Here is a 23,177-nt window from a genome sequence, read left to right as displayed (position 1 = left end):
CCGACGCACCCCACCCTCCAGGCACCTCACCCAGCCGAACCAAGAGGACAGCATCCCCATGCCCGACACCACCGAACGCCAGGACCTCATCGCCTCGGTCCGCTCCTTCGCCTCCCGCCACCTCGCCGAGGGCGCACTGGCCCGGGCCCACGACCCGAAGTACCCCTGGGACATCGCCCGCCTCCTCGCCGACCGGGGCCTGCTGGGCCTGACGATCTCCGCCGAGGACGGCGGCCAGGGCGCCGCGCTCGGCGACGCCGTGGCCGTCATCCAGGAGATCGCCCAGCACTGCCCGAAGAGCGCGGACGTCCTCCAGGCCGGCAACTTCGGCGCCATCCGCACCTTCGCCGAATTCGGCACCGACCCGCAGAAGAAGAAGTACCTCCCTGACCTCCTCGCCGGCCGGACCCTGCTCTCCCTCGCCATGAGCGAGCCCGAAGCGGGCTCGGCCGCCACCGAGCTGAGGACCACGGCCACCGAGGACGGGGACGACGTCGTCCTGAACGGCACCAAGATCTGGGGCACCCACAGCGTCGACGCCACGCTCTTCCTCGTCTACGTCCGCTTCGGCCCCGGCACCCGCAACATCGGCTCCGTCCTCGTCGAGCGCGACACCCCCGGCTTCACCCTCGGCACACCTTCGACGTACATGAGCGGCGAGACCTGGGCGCAGCTGTACTTCGAGGACTGCCGGGTACCCAAGGAGAACATCCTGCTCGGCCCCGGCGGCTTCAAGAAGCAGATGAGCGGCTTCAACGTCGAGCGCATCGGCAACGCCTCCCGCGCCCTCGCCCTGGGCCGCCTCGCCTTCAACACAGCCAGGGAACACCTCGACACACGCACCCAGTTCGGCCGTACGCTCAGCGAATTCCAGGGACTGCAGTGGAAGTTCGCCGAGGTGGCGGTGGCCCTGGACGCCGCGGATGCTCTCCTTGAGCGTGCCGTGCGCAACGCCGCCGCCGGGCTGCCGTCCGCCTACGAGACCTCCGTCGCCAAGTACGCCGCGAACGACGCCGGCTTCCGGGCCGCGAACGAGGCCATGCAGGCCATGGGCGCGCTCGGCTACAGCACCGAGACACTCGTCGAGTACTGCATGCGCCGCACCCGTGGCTGGATGATCGCCGGCGGTTCGACGGAGATGCTGAAGAACCGCATCGCCGAGGAGATCTTCGGCCGCCGCTTCAGCCAGCGCGCCGCATGAGGGAGGGGCACATCATGACAGAACAGCAGTGGGGGCCCGTCACCTACACCGTCGAGCAGGACGTCGCCCTCCTGGTCATCGACCACCCGCCGGTCAACGCGAGCACTGCCGCCGTACGGGCCGGACTGCTCGCCGGGGTCTCGGCGGCGGCCTGTGACGAGCGCGCGACGGCCGTCGTACTCATCGGCGCGGGCCGGTATTTCGTCTCGGGCTCGGACCTGCGCGAGTTCGCGGTCGACACCCTGCCCGAACCACAGTTGCCCGAGGTCGTCGCGGCGATCGAACGGTGCCCCAAGCCGGTCGTCGCCGCGCTCGCCGGTGCGACCCTGGGCGGCGGGTTCGAACTCGCGTTGGGCTGCGACGGCCGGATCGCGCAGGCCGGAGGAGTCGTAGGGTTCCCCGAGGTGACGCTCGGGATGATCCCCGGTGCGGGCGGAACCCAGCGCTCCCTGCGCCTGGTTGCGCCCTCTCGTGCTCTCGAACTGGCCACCTCCGGTGAGCGCCTTCCGGTGGAGCGGGCTCGGGACGAGGGTCTCGTCGACGAGGTGGTGATCGCCTCGCTGCGTACGGAGGCGGTCCGCTTCGCCCGCGCCCTGGAGGGCAAACGGGTGCTGCGGGACCTTCCGGTGCGCACGGACGAGCCGGGCGCGCTGGAGGAGAGCGCGCGCCGGGCCATCGCCGCGGGGCGCGCACGCCCCGCTGTCGTCGCGGCCGTGGCTGCGGTGCTCACCGGGACGGCCGTGCCGTCGGCCCGCGCCCTCGCGTACGAGAGGGCCGAGTTCAACCGGCTGCGCACCGGGCGCGAGGCGGCGGCGCTGCGGCACCTCTTCTTCGCCAGAACCGCGGTGCGCAAGGCTAACCGGGCCGAGACGGAATGCGAACTCACCCACGTCGGTGTGGTCGGTGCCGGAACCATGGGGGCCGGTATCGCACGCGCATGCGCGGAGGCCGGGATGCAGGTCACCGTCGTGGACCAGGACCCCGTGGCCGCGCGCCGCGCCGTCGAGTCCCTGGGCGGCACGTACCTGCGCATGGTCTCCGCCGGACGTCTGGAGGCAGAAGAGGCGGGCAGGCGCCTTGAGTTGCTGTCGGCGGGGACGGACCTGTTCGATCTCAAGGACGTCGACCTCGCCATCGAGGCGGTCACCGAGGACACCGCGGTCAAGGTGCGGGTGCTCAGGGAACTGGAGAGCGTCACACAGCAGGGCACCACCCTGGCCACGAACACCTCCTACCTAGATGTCGACGAGCTGGCGGCGTCACTGGACACCCCCTCCCGCCTCGTCGGCATGCACTTCTTCAACCCCGCGCACCGGGCGGCGGTCCTGGAGCTCGTGCGCGGCGCACGCACGTCGGACGCGGCGATGGACGTGGCGTTCACGGCCGCCCACGCGATGCGGAAGCTCCCTCTCGTCGCCGGCGTGTGCGACGGGTTCATCGGTAACCGGATCTACAACGCCTACCGCAGGCAGTGCGAGCTGATGGTCGAAGAGGGCGCCACTCCCGAGGGGATCGATTCCGCTCTGGAGGAATTCGGTTTCGCCATGGGACCGTTCGCCGTCGCCGACATGTCGGGCCTGGACATCGCCTGGCGGATGCGGCAGCGCCGCGCGCCCGACAGGGACCCGCGCGAGCGCTACCCCGATGTCGCGGACCAGCTGTGCGAACGCGGCCGCCTGGGCCAGAAGACCGGCGACGGCTGGTACCACTACGAGCCCGGGTCACGCACACCGGTGCCCGACAGCCGGGTGGCCCGGCTGATCGAGGAGTCCCGGCAGCGCAAGGGGATCGCGCCACGGGCCTTCACGGCGGACGAGATCGTGCGCCGGGCACTGATGGCGATGGCGAACGAGGCCGCCCTCCTGCTCGACGAGGAAATCGCCGACCGGGCCGGCGACATCGACCTGATGCTGACCCTGGCGTACGGCTTTCCCGAGCACGTCGGCGGGGTCACCTTCTGGGCGCGGGGCCAGGATCCGTCCGTACTCGAAGCCGAGCAGAGACGCTTGGGTGAGGCGACCGGATGGGGCTTCAGACAGGGGCGGCTGGCTCTGCTCACCGAGGGGTGAGGTGGCGAAAGGGGGCGGACGGGCCCGGAGCCGTCCGGTCCGTCGGCACACTGCCGTCGCTACGCCTGCGCCCGTGACCGGCTGCCCGGGACTATCCCTTGCTGGACCACGGTCGCGGCCGGCACGCCGTCGGCCCGGTAGATCAGCCCGCGCGCCAGTCCCGTCCCGGCGGTGCTGTACGGACTGTCCTGTACGTACAGCAGCCAGTCGCCGGCGTTCACGTCGCTGTGGAACCACATGGTGTGGTCCACACTCGCCACCGTGCGGTGGCCGTGCCCGGTCAGTTCGCCGCGGGTGTGGTGGATGACCGGGAGCAACGATCGGTCCGAGGCGAACGAGAGGATCGCCCGCTGCGTGTTCCGGTCGCCCCGGGGCGTGGGCGCGGTACGGAACCAGAAGCAGCGCAGCGCGGGGTCCTCCAGGTGCGTCCCGTCGATGTACCGCACGTCCAGCGGGCGTGAGGACGTCCACCAGTCCTTGCGGGTGCGCCAGTTGAAGCCGTCGGGGAGATGTCCGTTCGCGGCGGTGCGTGCGTGGAGCGGGGTGAGGGACGAAGGCACGGGAACGCACGGCATGGGGGGCGCGTGGAGGCTGTCCTCGTCCTCGCGGGTGACGGAGAAGGACACGTGCGCGCGGAGCAGAGTGCGTCCGTCCTGTTCCGCCGTGATCGAGCGCAGCGAGAGGGAGCGGCCGTCGCGCAGCGGGGAGACGGAGTACCGGATCGGGGCGTGCGGCGTACCGGGCCGCAGGAAGAAGGCGTGCAGCGAGTTGGCGACGCGGCAGGCGTCGACGGTGTGGGCCGCGGCCAGCAGGGTCTGCGCCAGGAGGTGACCGCCGAAGACGCGCTGGTCGAAGCCGCGCGCCGGGAATCCGGTGTACGTGTCCTGGCCGGTGGCCTCAAGCCGTAGGCGGTCGACGAGTGCTTCGTCGTTGACGGTCGTCCCGGTGGAGGACTCGTCCCCTTGTGTCGGCTCCATCGTGTGGGCTCCTTCCGGCGTATCGAGCAGTGCCTGATAGACAACACTCTATAGACTATGTAATTATCCGGATCATCCGATCCGGACTGGCCGAGCGGAAATGAGGAGTTGACCGGCATGGACAACGCGGCGATGAGGCGCGCGACCGCACCGGACACGTCGTCTGCGGACGCACTGAGCCAGGCCCTGCTGAACCCGCGCAGCGTCGCCGTGGTCGGGGCGTCGGACAACCCGGCCAAGACCACGGGGCGTCCGCAGCGCTTCCTGGCCCAGGCCGGCTACGGGGGCCGCACGTACTTCGTCAACCCGCGCCGGGAGACCGTCCAGGGGGAGAAGGCATGGCCGAGCCTGACGGCACTGCCCGAGGCGCCCGAGCACGTCTACATCATGACCGGCGCGGAAGCGGCCATCGAGGCCGTACAGGAGTGCGCCCGGACCGGCGTCCGCGTGGCCACCATCCTCTCGGCCGGGTTCGGCGAGGACGGTGAGGCCGGGCGCGAGCGCGAGGACAGGCTGCGGGCGGCGGCCGCCGAAGGGCAGGTGCGGCTTGTCGGGCCGAGCAGCCTCGGCGTCGTCAACCCCCGTGCGGGAGTGATGCTCACCGGTAACGCCGCCTTCGGCGAGCCCGACATCCCGCGAGGCGGCGTCTTCGTCGCCTCCCAGTCGGGCAGTGTCATCGGCTCCCTGGTCAGCCGGGCCCGCGGGCGCGGCATCGGCTTCGCCGGACTCGTCTCCACCGGCGGTGAGGCCGATCTCTCCCTGGGCGCCATCTGCCGGGCCGTCCTCGACGACCCGGGCGTCACCTCGTACGCCCTCTTCCTCGAATCGCTGCGGCACGCGGACGACCTCGCCGACTTCGCGGCCGCCGCCGACCGCGCGGGCAAGCCTGTCGCCGTCTACAAACTCGGACGCTCGCAGGAGGCCGCCGCGCTGACCGTCTCGCACACCGGCGCGCTCGCCGGCGAGGACAGCGAGTCCGAGGCGTTCTTCACCGCGTGTGGCTTCAGCCGTGTCGCGCACTTCGAGTCGCTCCTCGAAGCCCCCGCACTGTTGCGCCGTCTCCCCGCCTTCGCCGGCCGCCGCCAAGCGCGCGTCGGCGTGATCACCACCACCGGAGGTGGCGGCGCGATCGTCGTCGACCAGCTCGCCCTGCGCGGCCTCCCCGTCACCGCACCCAGCGAGCGGCTGCGTGATGCCATGGCGGCGGCCGGCGTTCCGATACCGCACAGCCTGATCGCCGACATCGGCCTGGAGGGAGCCCGCCACGACAGCGTCACCAGGGCGCTGCGCCTGATGCAGGACAGCGGCGAGTTCGACCTGATCGTCTTCGTCATCGGCTCCTCCGCCCGCCTCAACCCCGAACTCGCCGTCCACGCCATCGCGGAACGCGGCGGCCACCAGGTTCCCGTGGCAGCGTTCGCGCTCCCGGAGGCCGCCCAGGCCGCCGAACTGCTGCACGCCGCGGGCGTCCCCGCCTTCCGCACCCCGGAATCCTGCGCCGACGTCGTCGCCGCGGCCTTCGCCCGGCAGCCCGCCACCATCGGCGGCCGGGCACACCCCGCCGTCAACGCCTCGGGCGAGGCGAGCGTCATGGACGAACTCGCCTCCACGGAACTGCTCCGCGGGCAGGGCGTCACGCCGGCGCCCGCCGTCGGCCTGGCCCTTGACACCCTGCTGGACTCCTGCGGCCCGCTCGACCTGCCCTTCGACTACCCCGTCGTGGTGAAGGCCCTCTCCGGGAAGCTCCCGCACAAGAGCGACGCCGGCGGAGTCATCCTGAACGTCCACGACGCGGACGGAATCCGGGACGCCGCCCGTGCCGTCGCCGTAGCCGTGGCCGCCTACGACCCGGACATCGTCATCGACCGGGTCCTCGTGCAGCAGATGGTCGGCTCCGGGGTCGCCGAAGCGCTCGTCGGCTACCGGGTCAGCCAGGATGTCGGCCCCGTCGTCGTGCTCTCCACCGGCGGCGTGCTCGCCGAGCTCTTCGCCGACTCCGCCGTCCGCCTCGCACCCGTCACCCGTGAGACCGCCCTGGAGATGATCCGCGAGGTCAAGGGGCTCGCCCCGCTCAGCGGCCACCGGGGTGCCCCGGCAGGCGACATCGATGCCCTCGCCGACACCGTCGTCGGCATCTCCCAGCTGGCCGTCGACCATCCCGGCGTCCTGGAGGCGGAGGTCAACCCGGTCTCGGTCGGCCTCGCAGGCAAGGGCGTGACCGCGCTCGACGCACTCGTCCGCCGGGCGCCGGTCCAGCTCTGAGGAGGGGGGAAGGAAGCGGGGGAGCACAGCATGGTGCAGCGGAAGGTCGTCACCGAAGGAGACGTACAGATCGAGACCCTCAGCCAGGGTGAGGGGCCGACCGTCGTCATCCTCCCCTCCCTCGGCAGGGGCGCGCGGGACTACGACGAGGTAGCGGCCCTGCTGGCCGCCGCGGGCTTCCGTGTCCTGCGCCCCCAGCCGCGCGGCATCGGTCGCAGCAGAGGACCGATGAAGGGCCTGGACCTGCACGACTTCGCCGCCGACGTCGCGGCCGTCCTCGACGAGGAACGGACCGGACCCGCGGTGATCGTCGGCCACGCCTGGGGCAGTCAGCCCGCCCGCACACTGGCGGCAGACCGCCCCGACCTGGTCAGCGGCCTCGTCATGGCCGCCGCTTCGGCCGGAAAGCTCCCACCGGGCTCGTCGGAGAAGCCCTACCGCAGGATGCGCGAGGCGATCGACGGGGCCGGTGACCTCTCGCTGCCCGAGGGGCGGCGACTGCGCTACCTGGAGCAGGCGTTCTTCGCACCCGGAAACGACCCGAGGCCCTGGCTGACCGGCTGGTACCCCGAGACGCACCACGCGCAGGGACACGCGCGCGACACGACGCCCGTGGACGACTACTTCAGCGGCGGCGGCACGGTCCCGCTGCTAGACCTGCAGGCGGAGCACGACGCGGTCGTCGTCCCGGGCGTGTTCCGGCCGATGCTCGGCGAGCGGGTCACCGTCCGCGTCGTCCGTGGCGCCGGACACGCCCTCGCCCCCGAACGGCCCGCCGCTCTGAGCGAGGCCGTCGCCGCGTTCGCCCGCGCGGTCGAGAACCAAACCGAGGAAGGAGGACCGAAGGCATGACACGACTCGACCCTCGGAGCCGCGACGGCGATGACGACCGCGAGGTCGCCGAGCGGATCCGTGAACGGCGGGGCGGGAACCTCACCCCGCTGGACGAGATGCTGCTGCACAGCCCGCCCGTCGCCGACGGCTGGAACACCCTGCTCGGCGCGATCCGCACCCAGACCCTCCTGGACGCCGACATCCGCGAACTCGCCATCCTGCGCATCGCCGCCCTCAACGGGGCGGCCTACGAGTGGGACGCGCACCAGCCTGTGGCGCTCCGCGCCGGGTTGAGCCGGCGGCAGACCGACGCGCTGCGCGGGGCCGCTGAGGACGCGGCCCCGCTGCTCACCCCGGCCCAACGCGGCGCCCTCGCCTACACCGACGCCATGACCCGCTCCGTCGACGTACCGGACACGGTCTTCGACGGCCTGCGTGCGCACTTCGACGACCGGCGGATCGTCGAACTCACCGCCCTGATCGGCACCTACAACCTGGTCTCCCGCTTCCTGGTCGCGCTGCACATCGGCCGACCCGCGACGGGCACGGCCCTCGGCGCGTCCAACGAGCACGGAGCAGTGGCATGAACGGATCAGAGGCATGACCGGACGGCTGGTGGGCAAGACCGCGATCGTCACCGGCGCGGGCAGCGTCGGGCCCGGCTGGGGCAACGGCCGCGCGACAGCGGTCCTTCTCGCCCGGGAGGGCGCCAGGGTTCTGCTAGTGGACCGGGACACCGGACCGCTGGAACCGACCTCGAAGCTGATCGAGGAGGAGGGCGGCACGGCGGTGACGCACGTCTGCGACGTCACCGACTCCGACGCGGTGGCCGGCATGGTCGAAGCCGCCCTCGCCGCCTTCGGCCGGGTCGACATCCTCGTCAACAACGTCGGCGGCTCACGCCACGGCGGCCCCGTCGAACTCGACGAACAGACCTGGCGGCAGCAGCTCGACACCAACCTCGCCAGCGTCTACCTGGGCTGCAAGCACGTCATCCCGGTCATGCGGCAGCAGGGTGGCGGCGCCATCGTGAACATAGCCTCCACCTCCGGCCTGAGGTGGACCGGCTCCGCCCAGGTTGCGTACGCCGCCGCGAAGGCCGGCGTCATCCAACTGTCCCGCGTGGTCGCCGTGCAGCACGCTCCCGACGGCATCCGCGTCAACACCGTCGTCCCAGGACAGCTGCACACGCCGATGGTCGAGGCGCGGCTGGCCGGACAGCGCTCCGGTGGCGACGTCGACACCCTCCTCGCCCGACGCCAGGCCCGCATCCCGCTCGGCTTCATGGGCGACGGCCGCGACACCGCCCACGCCGTGCTCTTTCTCGCCTCGCCGGAAGCGCGCTTCGTCACCGGAACCGAACTCGTCGTGGACGGCGGCATGACGGCCCGCTGCGACTGACCACCCAGCGACCGCCGGGAGACACCCATGGCCACCGCTTCGACCCCCTCGAACCCGGGCCCGCACCCGGCCCCGCACGCGCCCACGCTCACGCTGCCCGACAACGCCTGTGACGCGCACTGCCACGTATTCGGCCCCACCAGCCGATTCCCCTACGCCCCCGACCGGACCTTCACCCCGCCCGAGGCTCCCCTCGCCGACCTGCAGAAGCTGCACGCACTCCTGGGCATCCGCCGCGCCGTGATCGTCCAGTCGGCGGCACACGGCGCCGACCACACGTCGCTGCTGGCGGCACTGGAGGAGGGCGAACGCCGCTACCGAGGCGTCGCGCTGATCCGCCCGGACACTCCCGCCCGGGAGGTCGCCCGGCTGCACGAGGCCGGTGTACGCGGCACGCGCCTGCACTTCCTTCCGCACCTGGGGCAGCCGCCCACACCCGCGGCGACAGCGGCGATCACCGACCTGGTCCGCCCCTACGGCTGGCACCTCGCACTGCACGTCACCGGCGACGTCCTCGTAGATCACGAGGACTTCATCCGCTCGATTCCCCTGCGGCTCGTCATCGACCACATGGGCCGCGTCGACCTGCGCCAGAGCCTCGATTCCCCTGCCGTGACAGCCCTGCGCCGCCTCCTGGACACCGGCCGGACCTGGGTCAAACTCAGCGGAGCCGACCGTCTCGCCACAGCCCCGCCCGCCATGACCGACTCCGCCGCACTCGCCCGGCTCCTCACCCGCACCGCCCCGGAACGCGTCGTCTGGGGCACGGACTTCCCCCACCCCAACACCCATGGCTTCGTCCCCGACGACGGCGACCTCACCGACCTCCTCGCCGACATCGCCCCCGGCGAGACGGCCCGCCACCGCCTGCTGGTGGACAACCCGACGGAGTGCTTCGACTTCCCCGGGTGAGACGGGGGAGGGCACGGGGAGGTCTGGGTGCACGGGAGAGCCCACGGTCGCCTGGGGCACGCCCTTCGGGAACGTGTCCCCTGGGCCGGCCGTGGTCCTCAGCGTCGTCGGTCACGCCGAGCTCTGACGACGCCGGGGGCGGTCGGACGCCCTCGCCTTCATGGCTCCGAGGGCCCAGCGTGGCACCGACACGGCGTGTTCAGGAAAGAATCCGGCAGCGAGGTGCGGGGCCATGAGGGTGTGCACCTGGGGTTGCGCGCGTTCCCCACGATCTCGGGGCCCGGGCGTCCAACGCGGGCGAACGCGTCGGCGCGCACGGAGCCAGGCAGGGTGGGCCGCCCGGATTCGGTAGGACCACGTTCATCCCTGCCTCAATCACCTGGAACACAGAGACGAGGGCGAGATCCTCATGGGTGGGGTGGCGCCGACGACGGTCAGGGGCAGGGCTCGGCCGATGCGGTCGCAGCCATGACGGAAAACTGATCCCGGACGGAAGATCCGGACCCCGCCGAACATCCTGACGGGCTCGACGCCTCCGTTTCATGTCCCTGCAACAAGAATACGTCGATCGTGTTCCGAACTGAGGTGAGTTCTTGGCAACTCCCCTTTATTCCGGATGACTTCGTTCGGAAATCTCCGAGGGCTGAAGTTGGTCTCCACGGACAGCGGCGAGGTGTCAAGACCTCGGCGCCCGTCATGGAGGATGTCATGCCCGAGATGTATTTCCATGTGCGCTGGCCCGACGGTCTGATGCAGCGCTGCTATTCCCCCTCCACGATAGTCGAGGACTATTTCGTTCCCGGCGGCCAGTACGAGCTTGCGGATTTCGTCGAGCGTAGCCGTACGGCACTCGGTATCGCCGGGGAGCGCGTGAAGGAGAAGTTCGGCTTCTTCTGTACCGGTGCCTCCGACCAGCTCGCGCAGATCGAGCGGACCGCCGCCGCGTACGCCGACGTCAGCCATGCCAAGATCACGGTCGAATCCATGACCGGCGCCGACGGGAGCACGCGGTGAGCTCGGCTCCGGCGATACGGCTGTCCGGCGCCCTCCCTCATGGCCTGACGGACGCGGGAAGTTCCCCGATCCCGGTGGTCGTGATCGGCGGCGGTCAGGCGGGGCTCTCGATGAGTTACTGCCTCGGTCGGCGAGGTGTCGAGCATGTCGTCCTCGAGGCCGACCGGGTCGGGCACGAGTGGCGTGAGCGCCGCTGGGACTCCTTCTGCCTGGTGACCCCCAACTGGCAGTGCAGGCTGCCCGGTTACCCCTACCCGGGCGATGATCCGGACGGGTTCATGGTCCGTGACGAGATCGTCCGGTACCTGGAGGAGTATGTCTCCTTCTTCCGGCCGCCACTGGTGGAGGGGGTGACGGTCACCCGGCTGCGGCGCTCGCCGAGCGGGGTGTTCGAACTCTCCACCACCGCCGGGGACTTCACCGCCGAGCAGGTGGTGGTCGCCACCGGCCCCTACCACACGCCGGCCGTCCCGCCCATGGCCCAACGCCTGCCCGACGGCATCACCCAGGCCCACTCCTCTCGTTACCGCAGCCCCGACCAGCTCCCCGAGGGAGCGGTTCTGGTGGTCGGCACCGGTCAGTCCGGCTGCCAGATCGCCGAGGACCTCCACCTCGCCGGGCGCCAGGTGCACCTGGCCGTCGGCAGCGCCCCTCGTGTGGCCCGCTTCTACCGCGGCCGTGACTGCGTGGCCTGGCTCGACGACATGGGCCACTACGACAAGTCCATAGACGACTTCGACGACGCCGACGCCGTGCGCATGCGGGTCAATCACTACGTCACCGGCCGCGACGGCGGCCGCGACATCGACCTGCGTGCCTTTGCCCGCGACGGCATGCGGCTGTACGGGCGGCTCACCGCGATCACCGGTACGGGCCTGGAGTTCGCCGACGACCTGAAGGTGAACCTGGACCACGCCGACTCCGTCGCCGAGGGCATCAAGGACGCCATCGACGCCCACATCGTCGCGCATGGCATCGACGCCCCGGCCGAGCCCCGGTACGTCCCGGTGTGGGAGCCGAACGAGCAGCCGCGCGCGCTGGACCTGGAGGCCGCCGGTATCACCTCGGTGATCTGGTCTACCGGCTTCCGGCGCGACCACCGGTGGATCGAGGCCCCCGTCTTCGACGGCCGCGGCTACCCGATGCACTGGCGCGGCGCCACCAGCACGCCTGGCCTGCACTTCCTCGGTCTGCCCTGGCAGTACTCCTGGGGCTCGGGCCGCTTCGAGGCGGTCGGCCGAGACGCAGAGTTCCTCGCCGATCACATCGACGCCTCGCGGCGCCTGGCCGACGTGTGCGGCACGCTCACCGGAGCCCCCAGCGAACTGGCCTCCGCCCTCCCGATCGGCTGAGGAAGCTGAGGACCGGAAACATGGTCTACGACGCACACCGCCACATCGGCGTCCTGCCCGCCTACCCCTTCTACGGCGGCCCGCCCGTCAACCCGGACACCACCGCCCGCGCCACCGTCAAACAGCTCATCGCCGACCTCGACGCGGAGGGCACCGAACGGGCCCTGGTCATCCCCAACTACGGCGTCCCGGACCCCGCGATCGCCTTCTCCTTCAACGAACTGGCGCTGGAGGCCGCGCAGAGCGACGACCGCATCCGTGCCGGACTGTGGGTCTCCCCACGCCCCGAGGACGCCCAACGCACTGAGGAAGCGCTCCAATTGGCGGGCGAGCCCGGAGTCAAGGCCCTCAAGCTGAGCTTCCTGCTCGGCGGCCGCCCCACGGACCCCGCCTGCCGCCCCCAGCTGGACCGCATCTTCGCCGAAGCCGCCCGACATGGCCTCGTCGTCCACGTCCACACCTCTCCCGGCGCCGCCTCCGACATCGACGAGGTCGGCCACCTCGTCGACTGGTACGCCGACCAAGTGCCCGTCCATCTCGTGCACTTCGGCGGCGGCATGAGCGGCCACATCAAACTCGTCGGCTCCCGGTTCTTCGACTGGATCAGCGCCGGCAAGCGTGTCTACACCGATCTCTCCTGGGCCATCGGCTTCACTCCCCGCTGGCTGGCCCAGGAGATCGAGCGCCGCGGCATCGGCCACGACCGGGTGCTCTTCGCCAGCGACCAGCCGTGGGGCGACCTCACCGGCGAATACGCCCGACTCGCCGAAGCCACCGGCGGCGGCGAACTCGGCGACCTGGTCTTCCGGGACACGTTCGCCGCGCTCTACGACTGACCAACCCCCGACTCCCCTCCCATCCACACCAGGAGACAGCCATGTCCGAATCCGTCGTCACCGCCGAACTCTCCGACGTCGAGCAGAAGTCTCTCGACGAGATCCCGCACCCCTCGCTCCCCGAGGGCACCAGCATCTACGGCTCGACCAAGGTGTTCCCCGACTACCAGGCCGAGGACGGCGAAACGTACTTCACCCTCGTCCACGGCATCGCCCACGAGTCCTCGGTGTCCTTCGTCGCCGTCCTGCAGGCCACCCGCGCCCTGCGCAAGGGCTTCGAGACCGCGATCTACTTCTACGGCCCCGGCTCGCTCAACTGCCTTGCCACGCGTGGCTTCCCGACCGTCGGCAACTCCGCCTTCCCCGGCGAGCACAACATCAACAACCAGCTCAAGACGTTCATCGCCGAGGGCGGCAAGGTCTACTGCTGCCGCTTCGGCCTGTCCCTGCACGGCGCCCGCGAGGAGGACCTCATCGAGGGCGTGATCCCCACCCACCCCCTGGACGTCCAGGACGCGCTGATCCACTACGCCCGCAAGGGCGCCATCATCAACTCCACCTACCAGCTGTAGGAGCACGACGTGAGCGTTGGCACCGGTGACAGCAGTACGGCGGTGGATGTGCGGATCATGACCCGTGCCGAACTCGCCCTGCACGGCGTCGCGTCGGACGCGTCCGTGCGGCGGCCGGACGGCGCGGGGCCCAGCGACGACGGACACGTCCTCGTCGACGGTGCCAACGCCGCGCTCCCACGCAACCCCGACAGTCCCTACTCCGTGCGGGACGGCAAGGTGTGGCTCGGTGACGAGGACACCGGTCTGACCTACAACGCCGTACGCCGCCCGAGGTTCTACGACCTGACCACGTCCGACGGCATCCGCTACGAGCAGATCGCCCGCCTGCACGGCTCGGACGTCCTGGCAACCACCGTCGTACAGACCTGCATCCGCTACGCCGAGTCAGACCGCTGCCGCTTCTGCACCATCGAGGAGTCCCTGCGCTCCGGCGCCACCGTGGCTGCCAAGACCCCGGCACAGCTCGCCGAGGTCGCCGAGGCCGCCGTACGGCTCGACGGCGTGCAGCAGATGGTGATGACCACCGGCACCACCACCGGACCCGACCGCGGCGCCCGCACCCTCGTACGGTCGGTCCGGGCCGTGCTGGCGGCCGTGCCCGGTCTGCCGATCCAGGTGCAGTGCGAACCGCCCGGCGACCTGGCCTGGATCCGCGCTCTGCACGACGCCGGTGCCACCGCCGTCGGCATCCACGTCGAGTCCCTCGACGACGAGGTGCGCCGACGCTGGATGCTCGGCAAGTCGACGGTCCCGCTGGCCGACTACGAGGCCGCGTGGGACGAGGCGGTACGCGTCTTCGGACCGAACCGCGTCTCCACCTATCTCCTCGTCGGCCTCGGCGAGGATCCCGACGAACTCGTCGCCGGGGCAGGCAAGTTGATCGACCGGGGGGTGTACCCGTTCGTCGTCCCGTTCCGCCCGATGAGCGGCACCCTTGCCGCCCGCGACGGCGTCGGGGCACCCAGTGCGGAACTCCTGACGTACGTCACCGAGGGCGTCGCCGCGAAACTGCGCGCCGCCGGGATGAGCGGCGCCGACCAGAGGGCCGGCTGTGCGGCGTGCGGGGCCTGCAGTGTGCTCCAGGCGGCGGGCGGGTGAGCGCCGTGAACCTCGACGGTTCCGTGGCCGTGCCGGCCGTGGACGCTCCGCAGGACATCCTGGCCCTGCTGGGCGACCGCAGCACGCTCGCACGCCGGCCTGCGTTCCGCATCGAGGAGGCGGACGGTACGACGGACATGGCCGCCTACCGGGAGCTGCGCCGCGCCGCCTTCGTCCAGGAGCAAGGACTCTTCGCCCATCACGACCTGGACGACCACGACACCGACCCCCGAACCGTCGTCCTGGTCGCGAAGGACCCGGAGAACGCCGTCGTCGGCGGAGTGCGCCTCGGCCCGGTCGACGACGGACCCGACCTCGGCTGGTGGCAGGGCGGCCGCCTGGTCGTCGCCCGCCGGGCCCGCGGCCCGCACGGCATCGGCGCGGCGCTCGTCCGGGCCGCCTGCGCCCGCGCCGAGGCGGAGGGCGTGCTGCGGTTCGACGCGACCGTCCAGGCGCGCAACGAGGTGCTGTTCCGCCGGCTCGGCTGGCAGCGGGTGCGGAACACGACGGTCGCGGGCGTGCCGCACGTCCTGATGCGCTGGCCGATCGGCCGCATCGCCGCCCTCGCGGCAGCCACGAAGTCCCCCCTCGGACCGCTCCTCACCGCGCTGGCCCCGCCCCCGGGCTTCGTCGGTGACGACGGCGCGCCCGTCCCCGGCACCGACGTGATCGCGGCGTGCGACGCGATCGTGCCGTCCATGGTCGAACGGGACCCCGAGTGGGCGGGCTGGTGCGCGGTCCTCGTGAACGTCAACGACCTCGCCGCGATGGGCGCCGCACCGCTCGGCCTGCTGGACGCGGTCGGCGCACGCGACGCCGCGCACGCGGCCCGGATCCTGGCCGGACTGACGCGAGCGGCACGGGCGTACGACATCCCGGTGCTCGGCGGGCACACTCAACTCGGCGTCCCGGCCGCCCTGTCGGTGACCGCGCTCGGCCGCACGGACCGGCCGGTGCCCGGTGGCGGCGGCCGCCCCGGGCACGCCGTACGGCTCACCGCCGACCTCGACGGTCGCTGGCGCCCGGGCTACCGGGGCCGCCAATGGGACTCGACCAGCCACCGCCGTACGGACGAACTGCGCACGATGACCGGGGCGGTGGCCGCCGCGCGGCCCGCCGCCGCGAAGGACGTGTCGATGGCGGGCATCGCCGGAACCCTCGGCATGCTCGCCGAGGCGAGCGGCTGCCGCGCGGTGCTCGACGTGGCCGCCGTGCCCCGGCCGGAGGCCGCGACCGTGGGGGACTGGTTCACCTGCTTCCCGGGCTTTGCGATGCTCACGGCCGACGACCCCGGCGCACCGCCCCTGCCCGCCGGACCCGCCATGGGCGCGGTGTGCGGGGGGCTCACCGATGGAGAAGGCGTCGGGCTGCGCTGGCCCGACGGAGAGATCACCGAAGCGGTCATGTCCACCGTGACCGGGATGGGGACCGCATGACCACCCTGCGCATGGCCGCCGTCGCCGCCGAGTTCGGCCGCGACCTGGAGGAGGACTTCCAGATCGCCGAACGGCTTATCAAGGAGGCCCGGGAGGAGGGCGTACGCCTGCTGGCGCTGCCCGAGGCGTGCCTGGGCGGGTATCTGCTCAGCCTCGACGACTCCGCCGAACTCGACGCGGGCCCGCCCGCGCTTGCCCTCGACGGCCCCGAGATCCGCCGACTGGCCTCCCTGGCAGGGGAGATGACGGTCGTCGCCGGTTACTGCGAAGCCGCCGGGGACGACCGCTACAACAGCGTCGTCTGTGTCACCGGCGACGGCGTCCTCGGCAACCACCGCAAGGTCCACCAGCCACTCAGCGAGGACGCCAGCTACGCCTCCGGGGACCGCTTCCACGCCTTCGACACACCGGTCGGCCGGATCGGCATGATGATCTGCTACGACAAGGCGTTCCCGGAATCCGCCCGCGCACTCGCGCTCGACGGCGCCGAGATCGGGATCTGCGTCTCAGCCTGGCCAGGATCCCGTACGAACGCGACCGCCGACCTCGTCGACGACCGCTGGAAACGCCGCTTCGACCTCTTCGACCGGGCCCGCGCGCTGGAGAACCAGATCGTGTGGCTGTCGGCCAACCAGGCTGGCACGTTCGGGTCGCTACGCTTCGTCGGCAGCGCCAAGGTCGTCGACCCCGGCGGCGAGATCCTCGCCGACACGGGCGTCGCCGCCGGCGTCGCCGTCGCCGAACTGGACGTCGCACAGGCACTGGAGACCGCCCGCCGGTCGATGGGGCACCTGCGCGACCGGCGGCCCGAGACCTACGACGTACCCACGGGAGCACTCACCGCATGAGCACGATCCGGATCGCGGCCGCTGCCGCCCACTTCGGCCGCGACCTGGAGTTCGACTTCGCCCGCATCGCCAAACTCGTCGACGATGCGCGCGCCTCCGGCGCCGGACTGCTGGTCCTGCCCGACGCCGCGCTCGGCGGCTACCTCGCCGACCTGCGCCACCCCGACCCCGAGGCGCTGCCGCCTGCCCTGAAGCCGGACGACCCGCTGATCCTCCAGGTCGCCCGCCTGGCCGCCGAGATGGTCGTCTGCCTCGGCTACTGCGAGGACGGCGGCGACGAGCGCTACAACGCCGCGGTCTGCGTCAGCGGCGACGGTGTCCTCGGCCGTCACCGCAAGGTCCATCTGCCGGCCGGCGAGGTCGCCGCCTACACGCCCGGTGACCGCTTCGACGCCTTCGACACCCCCGTCGGCCGAATCGGCATGCTCATCGACTACGACAAGACCTTTCCCGAGTCGGCCCGCTCGCTTGCCCTCGACGGCGCGGAGATCCTCGCCTGCCTCTCCGCCTGGCCGACGTCCATCACCAACCGCGCCCCGCGCACGGCACAGGACCGCCAGGCCAAGCTCTTCGACCTGTACGACCAGGCCCGCGCCGCCGAGAACCAGGTCGTCCTCGCCTCCTCCAACCAGACCGGTGCCATGGGCGGCATGCGTTTCCTCGGCCAGTCCAAGGTGGTCGGCCCGGGTGGTGACATCCTCGCCCGCACCTGGTCCAAGGCCGGTCTGGCGGTCGCCGAGATCGACATCGTGGAGGAGATCGACCGCGCTCGCCGCATCCTGCACCACCTCGACGAGCGCCGGCCCGACGCCTACCGGGAGAACCCGTCGTGAAGATCGCTCTGCTGAGCTACTCCACCAAACCGCGCGGCGGCGTCGTCCACACGCTCGCCCTCGCCGAGGCGCTCGCCGCGGCCGGGCAGGACGTCACCGTGTGGACGCTGAGCCGCGGCGGTGACGAGGGCTTCTTCCGGCCGGTCGACCCCGCCGTACGGCTGCGGATCGTGCCGTTCCCGGACGGCCCGCCGGAGGAGTCCGTCGGCGAACGGATCCTGCGTTCCATCACCGTCCTGGGCACGGCCTTCGAGCCCTTCACGGCGGCGTACGACATCGTCCACGCCCAGGACTGCATCAGCGCCAACGCGGTCGGCGGCCGCTGCGTGCGCACGGTCCACCACATCGACCACTTCACCACCCCCGAACTGGCCGCCTGCCACGAGCGAGCCATCGTCGAGCCGTACGCACACATCTGCGTGTCGGCGGCCGTCGCCACGGAACTGGCCGACGGCTGGGGCATCGAGGCGGCCGTCATCCCCAATGGAGTGGCCTACGACCGTTTCGCCACCACCGATCCGGCCGCCCGCGCGAACTGGCGTACCCGCCTGGGCCGCTACGTCCTCACCGTCGGCGGCATCGAACCCCGCAAGGGCTCCCTGGACCTGCTGGAGGCGCACGCCCAGCTGCGCTCCGCACACCCCGACGTACAACTTGTGATCGCGGGCGGCGAAACCCTCTTCGACTACCGCGACTACCGGGCCCGCTGGGAGACACGCGCAGCCGAACTCCGCGTTGAGCCAATCGTGTTGGGACAGGTTGCCGAGGACGAGCTGCCGCCCCTGGTGGCCGCCGCCTCCGCCTTCGCCTTCCCCTCCGTCAAGGAGGGCTTCGGAATGGCCGCGATGGAAGCACTCGCCGCGGGAGTTCCGCTGGTCGCACGAGACCTGCCCGTACTGCGCGAGGTGTTCGACAGCGCCGCCCGTTTCGCGACCACCCCCCAGGACCTCGCCGCCGAACTCGGCGCCGCGCTCACGGACGACACCCCCACGCGCCGGGAGAGGGGCCGCCGACTCGCCGCCCGCCACACCTGGGCCACCGCAGCCGAACGCCACCTGGCGTTCTACGTCTCTCGACACGGTGGCGGCCAGGAACGGCCTGCTCTGGCCGCGAGGACGGCGGCGCGGCCACAAGAGGAGGGCGATGACCGCAGAGTCACCCGCTTGCCGCCGCCGGTGTCGTGGGTCGGGTCCTTCGGAGATCCTCGGTTCGCGAATGGTCCGGCGGGAACTCCCTTGGACGCCGGACCACAGCTCTGAAAACCCGACTGATTACAGTGAGCATCTTCCGTGGCGGGTTGCCTGGAGCGCAACGACGTCCCCAGGCAACCGACTTCAGGCTCTAGAAGAACCCAAGTTTCTTCGGGCTGTATGAAACCAAAACGTTCTTCGTCTGCTGGTAGTGCTCCAGCATCATCTTGTGGTTCTCGCGGCCGATGCCCGACTGCTTGTAACCGCCGAAGGCCGCGTGTGCCGGGTAGGCGTGGTAGCAGTTCGTCCAGACACGGCCCGCCTGGATCGCGCGGCCGGCGCGGTAGGCGGTGTTCATGTCGCGGGTCCACACGCCCGCGCCCAGGCCGTACAGCGTGTCGTTGGCGATCTTGATGGCGTCGTCGAAGTCGTCGAAGGAGGTCACGGAGACGACGGGCCCGAAGATCTCCTCCTGGAAGATCCGCATGCGGTTGTCGCCCTCGAAGATGGTCGGCTGGACGTAGTAGCCGCCCTTCAACTCCCCGTCGTACTCGACGCGTTCGCCGCCCGTGAGTACCTTGGCGCCCTCCTGGCGGCCGATGTCGAGGTAGGAGAGGATCTTCTCCAGTTGGTCGTTGGACGCCTGCGCGCCGATCATGGTGTCGGTGTCGAGCGGGTGACCGGTCTTGATGAGCTCGGTGCGGGCGACGGCCGCCTCGATGAACTCGGCGTAGTTGCCGCGCTGGACGAGCGCCCGGGACGGGCAGGTGCACACCTCGCCCTGGTTGAGCGCGAACATGGTGAAGCCTTCGAGGGCCTTGTCGCGGAAGTCGTCGTTCTGCGCCCATACGTCGTCGAAGAAGATGTTGGGCGACTTGCCGCCGAGCTCCAGCGTGACCGGCTTGATGTTCTCCGAGGCGTACTGCATGATCAGCCGCCCCGTCGTGGTCTCGCCCGTGAACGCCACCTTCGCCACCCTCGGACTGGACGCCAGCGGTTTGCCCGCCTCCGCGCCGAAGCCGTTGACGATGTTCACCACGCCCGGTGGGAGCAGGTCCGCGATCAGGCTCATCCAGTAGTGGATGGAGGCCGGCGTCTGCTCGGCGGGCTTGATGACGACCGCGTTGCCCGCCGCGAGGGCCGGGGCGAGCTTCCACACCGCCATCAGGATCGGGAAGTTCCACGGAATGATCTGCGCCACGACGCCCAGCGGCTCGTGGAAGTGGTACGCCACCGTGTCGTCGTCGAGCTCGCCGAGCGAACCCTCCTGCGCCCGGATCGCCCCCGCGAAGTAGCGGAAGTGATCGATGGCGAGCGGGATGTCGGCCGCCAGCGTCTCGCGGACCGGCTTGCCGTTCTCCCAGGTCTCGGCGACCGCGAGCGGCTCCAGGGACGCTTCCATGCGGTCGGCGATCTTCAGCAGGATGTCGGAGCGTTCCGTCACCGACGTGCGGCCCCAGGCGGGTGCGGCCGCGTGGGCCGCGTCGAGCGCCCGCTCCACGTCCTCCGCGGTGCCGCGCGCGATCTCGGTGAACGGCTGCCCGTTCACCGGGGACGGGTTCTCGAAGTACTGTCCGCGGGCCGGCGGCACGTACTCGCCGCCGATGAAGTGGTCGTAGCGCGTCTGGTAGGAGACGATCGCGCCCTCGGTTCCGGGCGCCGCGTAACGGGTCATGCCGGTGTGCCTCCTCGAGAAGCGCTGCCCGCCGTTGGGCAGCTCTCGGCGCGAGGCTAGGAAGCGGCACGTTGCAACTACGTTGCGCGGTGGGCAAGGGAGGACGGCAGTCAGCGCACCGCCGGACGTGGCCACGCGGGCGGCGCCGACAACTCCGCTTCCAGCGAGGCCAGTCGGGCCCGCACCGCCGCTGTCGGTCGCACCGCGGCGAGCGCCCGCCAGACGTCGAGGTCGTCCTCGCCCCACGCTGCGTGTGCCCAGTCGGCGAGCAGGTCGGGATCGCGGCGGGCGATCAGGGCGGTGCGCAGACCGTCGGCGAGCCGGCGCCGCAGCCGCACCACCGCCGGGGCCTGCGAGCCGGGCAGCAGTGGTCCCGCGTACGCCGCAGCGGCCGCGGTGACCGCGCCGGTCTCCAGCCGCCGCTCGACCACGGCGACGTCGGACTCGACCGGGACGGTGAGCCGGTAGGGGCGCGACGCCAGCAGGCTCGGTCCGAGCAACCGGCGCAGGCGGGCCAGTTCGGCGCGCAGCGTCACCGGTGGCACCGACTCGTCCTCGTAGAGCGCGCACAACAGCTCGTCGCCGGTCAGCCCTTCCGGGTGCCGGGCCAGCAGCACCAGGATCTCGCTGTGCCGACGGCTGAGCCGGATTCGGCGCCCCTCGACGAGCAGTTGTGCCTCGTCGCGGCCGAGCACGGTCAGCTCCGGCGTGTCGAGGGCGGGCCGCTGCGGTGCGAGAAGCGCCAGGTGGGACTCGGCGGCGCGCGCCACGGCCTGTACGAAACCCAGGCTGTGCGGATGGGCGAGCCCGTCCCCGCCGGTGATGTCCACGGCACCGAGCACCCGTCCGGACCGCGGGTCGTGCACGGGGGCCGCCGCGCAGGTCCAGGGCTGCACCCGGCGGATGAAGTGCTCGGCCGTGAACACCTGTACCGGCCGGTCCACGGCCACCGCGGTGCCCGGCGCGTTCGTGCCGACCGAGGTCTCCGCCCAGCGCGCGCCCGGGACGAAGTTCATCCGCCCGGCCCGGCTCCGGGTGCTCGGGTCGCCCTCGACCCACAGCAGCCTGCCGTGCTCGTCGCACACCGCGAGGAGGTGTGCCCCGTCGGCGGCGAACGTGCCCAGCAGCTCACGGAACAGCGGCATCACCCGTGCCAGGGGGTGCTCCGCCCGGTAGGCGCCGAGATCACCGTCCATGAGCTCCACGTCCGCCGTGCCGTCGGGGCCGACACCGGCCCGCGCGGAACGCCGCCAGGAGTCGGCCACCACCGAACGCACCGGACGCGGCACCGTGCCCGCCTCGGTGAACGTCTCGTGCGCGCGCCGCAGCATCCGTGCGTGCTCGGCCGGGTCGGCCCCCGGTTCCAGGGCCACCCACGGATCGGACAACTCGGCCTCCCCGAAAGGCGATGCGGTTGTGGACATCGTCACTCCGGGTACGCGCGCGGACAACCGTTTCGACCACGTTCATCCGAACGACGGCCCAGGTGGTCGCACCCGAACCAGGGGCCAAGGATCGTGCTCGGCCGGGTGTTCAGGCCCGGAGCGCCGCCGCGGTCTCCCGCAGCCGTGCGTGCACTCCGCGGTGTGTCTCGCGCGCGGGCAGCCACTCCTTGCGGAGCTTGGCCACGCACGTGTAGTTGGTGTCGCAGACGTTGGCCAGCGGGGATTCGACGGTCTGGGTCGCGAACTGGTAGGCGTCCAGCTCGCTGAAGCCGTAGTCCCGCACGAGCCAGCGCACCAGGTCGAGCTGGGATATCCGGAACGCGTCCTCCAGCGGGCGTGCCGAGCCGGTCGAGATGATGTGGGTGTCCGACTCGATGCGCGGCCAGGGCGTGGCCAGCCCCTTCAGCAGCTCGACGATCACCACGGTGTTCATCGCGCACTCCACGGCCACTCCGCAGGTCTCTCCCTCGCCCTGCCGGGCGTGGCCGTCGCCGAGGCTGAGCAGCGCGCCCTCGACGTTCACCCCGAGGTAGCAGGTGACGCCCGCGCGCATCTCGGGTGTGTCCATGTTGCCGCCGTGCGCGTCGGGCACCAGTGCCGAGCGCACCTCCAGGTTGGCGGGGGCCACGCCCACCGTGCCGTGCATCGGGTCCATCGGCAGTTCCACCTCGATGTCGCTGTCGCGGGCCCGGAACAGCGCCGTGCGTCGGGAGCGGTCGAGCTGCCAGATCCACACGGTCTCCGGGAGCGGCGGTTGCAGCGTGGCCGTGGTGTGGGTGGAGGTGAGCGCGCCGAAGAGGGGGACCGTGGTGGAGGCGGCCCAGTCCCGGGCGGGTTCGATCGACACGAAGTGCACGGCGACGGTGTCGCCCGGTTCGGCGCCCTCGATGTGGAAGGGGCCGGTCTGCGGGTTGAGGAACGGGAACTCGCACACCTCGGACACCAGGTCCTTCTCGGACCGTACCCGTCCCGCGAAGCAGTCCTCGGTGTACAGGTCGAGCACGGTGCCGGGCGCGATCCGCGCGACTGGGGCCGCGCCGCCGAATGTCCAGGCGTACTCGCCCGGTTCGGGGCGCACGGTCAGGATCCTCGGGTCGTTCATCGTGGTACGGCTCCGTTCTGCGGAACTGCGATGGCTGTGGCTCGCGTGAACGACGGTACGGCGCTCGTGGGTCGGGCAGAAGAACACCCCGGGTTTCGGTGGACGGGTGCGTGATTG

20 protein-coding genes are annotated in these 23,177 nt (G+C 71.4%); 16 read left to right on the top strand and 4 right to left on the bottom strand.

What is annotated here, in order from left to right; all coding sequences use genetic code 11:
* The first annotated feature begins 58 nt into the window (after positions 1-58).
* Positions 59-1,201 carry an acyl-CoA dehydrogenase family protein gene (locus K4B79_RS31465; RefSeq protein ID WP_232030693.1) on the top strand — a complete coding sequence of 381 codons (1,143 nt, stop codon included), beginning with the start codon at positions 59-61 and terminating at the stop codon, positions 1,199-1,201.
* Between the two features lie 14 nt (positions 1,202-1,215).
* A complete protein-coding gene (locus tag K4B79_RS31460) occupies positions 1,216-3,270 on the top strand; it encodes an FAD-dependent oxidoreductase (RefSeq protein ID WP_232030692.1) in 2,055 nt (684 codons plus the stop codon).
* A gap of 59 nt (positions 3,271-3,329) precedes the next feature.
* Here the strand turns inward: K4B79_RS31460 and K4B79_RS31455 are convergent, their stop codons facing one another.
* Positions 3,330-4,247: an acyl-CoA thioesterase gene (locus tag K4B79_RS31455; RefSeq protein ID WP_232030691.1), complete on the bottom strand. Its 918-nt coding sequence runs from the start codon at positions 4,245-4,247 to the stop codon at positions 3,330-3,332.
* A 117-nt stretch (positions 4,248-4,364) separates the two neighbouring features.
* On the opposite strand from K4B79_RS31455, the gene K4B79_RS31450 reads away from it, so the two are divergent.
* The 14 genes from K4B79_RS31450 to K4B79_RS31385 all read left to right on the top strand — a co-directional run bounded on the left by K4B79_RS31450 (position 4,365) and on the right by K4B79_RS31385 (position 18,907).
* Positions 4,365-6,509, top strand: coding sequence for an acetate--CoA ligase family protein (locus tag K4B79_RS31450; protein ID WP_232030690.1), 2,145 nt, complete (start codon positions 4,365-4,367; stop codon positions 6,507-6,509).
* Between the two features lie 30 nt (positions 6,510-6,539).
* Positions 6,540-7,361 carry an alpha/beta fold hydrolase gene (locus K4B79_RS31445; protein WP_232030689.1) on the top strand — a complete coding sequence of 274 codons (822 nt, stop codon included), beginning with the start codon at positions 6,540-6,542 and terminating at the stop codon, positions 7,359-7,361.
* Positions 7,358-7,930: a carboxymuconolactone decarboxylase family protein gene (locus K4B79_RS31440; protein ID WP_232030688.1), complete on the top strand. Its 573-nt coding sequence runs from the start codon at positions 7,358-7,360 to the stop codon at positions 7,928-7,930. The genes K4B79_RS31445 and K4B79_RS31440 overlap by 4 nt, the downstream gene beginning before the upstream one ends.
* A gap of 13 nt (positions 7,931-7,943) precedes the next feature.
* Entirely contained in the window at positions 7,944-8,744 is an 801-nt protein-coding gene (locus K4B79_RS31435; RefSeq protein ID WP_232030687.1) for an SDR family NAD(P)-dependent oxidoreductase, read from the top strand.
* Between the two features lie 27 nt (positions 8,745-8,771).
* Positions 8,772-9,656, top strand: a complete 885-nt coding sequence (locus tag K4B79_RS31430; protein WP_232030686.1) for an amidohydrolase family protein — start codon at positions 8,772-8,774, stop codon at positions 9,654-9,656.
* A gap of 708 nt (positions 9,657-10,364) precedes the next feature.
* Positions 10,365-10,670, top strand: a complete 306-nt coding sequence (locus K4B79_RS31425; RefSeq protein WP_232030685.1) for an MSMEG_0570 family nitrogen starvation response protein — start codon at positions 10,365-10,367, stop codon at positions 10,668-10,670.
* Positions 10,667-12,022 carry an MSMEG_0569 family flavin-dependent oxidoreductase gene (locus K4B79_RS31420; RefSeq protein WP_232030684.1) on the top strand — a complete coding sequence of 452 codons (1,356 nt, stop codon included), beginning with the start codon at positions 10,667-10,669 and terminating at the stop codon, positions 12,020-12,022. The genes K4B79_RS31425 and K4B79_RS31420 overlap by 4 nt, the downstream gene beginning before the upstream one ends.
* Positions 12,023-12,042: 20 nt before the next feature.
* The gene (locus K4B79_RS31415; RefSeq protein ID WP_232030683.1) at positions 12,043-12,858 is read left to right on the top strand and encodes an amidohydrolase family protein; all 816 of its coding nucleotides are present in this window, start codon (positions 12,043-12,045) and stop codon (positions 12,856-12,858) included.
* Between the two features lie 41 nt (positions 12,859-12,899).
* Positions 12,900-13,430, top strand: coding sequence for an MSMEG_0572/Sll0783 family nitrogen starvation response protein (locus tag K4B79_RS31410; protein WP_030049047.1), 531 nt, complete (start codon positions 12,900-12,902; stop codon positions 13,428-13,430).
* A gap of 9 nt (positions 13,431-13,439) precedes the next feature.
* Positions 13,440-14,531, top strand: coding sequence for an MSMEG_0568 family radical SAM protein (locus K4B79_RS31405; RefSeq protein WP_232030682.1), 1,092 nt, complete (start codon positions 13,440-13,442; stop codon positions 14,529-14,531).
* The gene (locus K4B79_RS31400) at positions 14,528-15,967 is read left to right on the top strand and encodes an MSMEG_0567/sll0787 family protein (protein ID WP_232030681.1); all 1,440 of its coding nucleotides are present in this window, start codon (positions 14,528-14,530) and stop codon (positions 15,965-15,967) included. Before K4B79_RS31405 ends, K4B79_RS31400 begins: the two co-directional genes overlap by 4 nt.
* Positions 15,964-16,815, top strand: coding sequence for a carbon-nitrogen hydrolase family protein (locus K4B79_RS31395; RefSeq protein WP_232030680.1), 852 nt, complete (start codon positions 15,964-15,966; stop codon positions 16,813-16,815). Before K4B79_RS31400 ends, K4B79_RS31395 begins: the two co-directional genes overlap by 4 nt.
* A complete protein-coding gene (locus K4B79_RS31390) occupies positions 16,812-17,648 on the top strand; it encodes a carbon-nitrogen hydrolase family protein (RefSeq protein ID WP_232030679.1) in 837 nt (278 codons plus the stop codon). Before K4B79_RS31395 ends, K4B79_RS31390 begins: the two co-directional genes overlap by 4 nt.
* On the top strand, positions 17,645-18,907 hold the full coding sequence (locus K4B79_RS31385) for an MSMEG_0565 family glycosyltransferase (protein ID WP_232030678.1): 1,263 nt from the start codon (positions 17,645-17,647) through the stop codon (positions 18,905-18,907). The genes K4B79_RS31390 and K4B79_RS31385 overlap by 4 nt, the downstream gene beginning before the upstream one ends.
* 82 nt (positions 18,908-18,989) lie before the next feature.
* On the opposite strand, the gene exaC is transcribed toward K4B79_RS31385, so the two are convergent.
* From exaC to K4B79_RS31370, 3 genes are all read right to left on the bottom strand, one after another.
* Positions 18,990-20,513, bottom strand: coding sequence for an acetaldehyde dehydrogenase ExaC (gene exaC, locus K4B79_RS31380; RefSeq protein ID WP_232030677.1), 1,524 nt, complete (start codon positions 20,511-20,513; stop codon positions 18,990-18,992).
* A gap of 110 nt (positions 20,514-20,623) precedes the next feature.
* Positions 20,624-21,937 (bottom strand): GAF domain-containing protein, encoded by a 1,314-nt coding sequence (locus tag K4B79_RS31375; protein ID WP_232030676.1) that lies wholly within the window; start codon positions 21,935-21,937, stop codon positions 20,624-20,626.
* 109 nt (positions 21,938-22,046) lie between these two features.
* Positions 22,047-23,060 (bottom strand): acetamidase/formamidase family protein, encoded by a 1,014-nt coding sequence (locus K4B79_RS31370; RefSeq protein WP_232030675.1) that lies wholly within the window; start codon positions 23,058-23,060, stop codon positions 22,047-22,049.
* Between the last annotated feature and the right edge of the window lie 117 nt (positions 23,061-23,177).

Source organism: Streptomyces lincolnensis (genome assembly GCF_021173675.1).
Classification (GTDB): Bacteria; Actinomycetota; Actinomycetes; order Streptomycetales; family Streptomycetaceae; genus Streptomyces; species Streptomyces lincolnensis_B.
Note: the sequence above shows the minus strand (reverse complement) of the source record. Positions and strands in the feature narration are given on the sequence as shown.